The sequence below is a fragment of the Pseudomonas sp. R62 genome (assembly GCF_000257605.1).
GTDB lineage: Bacteria > Pseudomonadota > Gammaproteobacteria > Pseudomonadales > Pseudomonadaceae > Aquipseudomonas > Aquipseudomonas atacamensis.
Window position 1 is genome coordinate 3,004,299 of the sequence record NZ_JH635998.1, and the last position, 973, is coordinate 3,005,271.

Sequence of the window (973 nt, forward strand, 5' to 3'; positions counted from 1 at the left end):
CCTCGGTTGACCGTGACGACCTGCGTGACGGCGGTGCCCAGCACTTTGCTGACTGCATCCGCGAAATCCGCAAACTGTCGCCGAACGTTCAGCTCGAGACCCTGGTCCCGGACTACCGTGGCCGCATGGACATCGCCCTGGAAATCACCGCCGCCGAGCCGCCGGATGTGTTCAACCACAACCTGGAAACCGTGCCGCGCCTGTACAAGGCTGCGCGTCCGGGCTCGGATTACCAGTGGTCGCTGACCCTGCTGCAACGCTTCAAGCAGATGATGCCGCATATCCCGACCAAGTCCGGCCTGATGCTGGGTCTGGGCGAGACCGACGAGGAAGTCATCGAAGTCATGAAGCGCATGCGCGAACACGACATCGACATGCTGACCCTCGGTCAATACCTGCAACCGTCGCGCAGTCACTTGCCGGTGCAGCGTTTCGTGCACCCGGACACCTTCGCCTGGTTCGCCGAAGAAGGTTACAAGATGGGCTTCAAGAACGTCGCTTCGGGCCCGCTGGTACGTTCCTCGTACCATGCCGACGAGCAGGCGAAGCTGGTCAAGGCCGAGCTGCTGGGTTCCTGATTCACTGCTGATGTAAAAATGCCCGCCGAGGACGGTTCCTCGGCGGGCATTTTTTTGCCTGAGACAAGGGGCTTTTGTTTGTCTCTTCAGCTGACTACTGTGTGTGCATGACTTTACCGCTGGAGCCCAAGGATGACCGTTCGACCGAGCCACACCCTGATTGCCCACCGAGCCGTACCGGCGCTGCCCTCCGAAGGGACGATTGGCGTCATCGCGCCTGCCGGCCCCGGCGCCCTAGACACTGAAAAAGCGCTGCAATGGATGCGCGCGCGCGGCTATGGGCTGAAGGTGTTTCCGGGTGTCTATGAGAAGGACGGCTATCTGGCCGGCAGTGACGACGTACGCCTGCGCGATCTGCACGCGGCATTCGCTGATCCTGAAGTCGACGCGATCAT

Annotated in this window: 2 protein-coding genes; both read left to right on the forward strand. The window is 61.4% G+C overall.

Annotated features, from left to right (window positions below; translation table 11 throughout):
* The coding region (locus OQK_RS14565) for a lipoyl synthase (RefSeq protein ID WP_016773032.1) at positions 1–578 on the forward strand (578 nt) is incomplete at its 5' end.
* Between the two features lie 132 nt (positions 579–710).
* Positions 711–973 (forward strand): LD-carboxypeptidase (locus tag OQK_RS14570; RefSeq protein WP_038860958.1); only part of this gene is annotated, 263 nt, incomplete at its 3' end.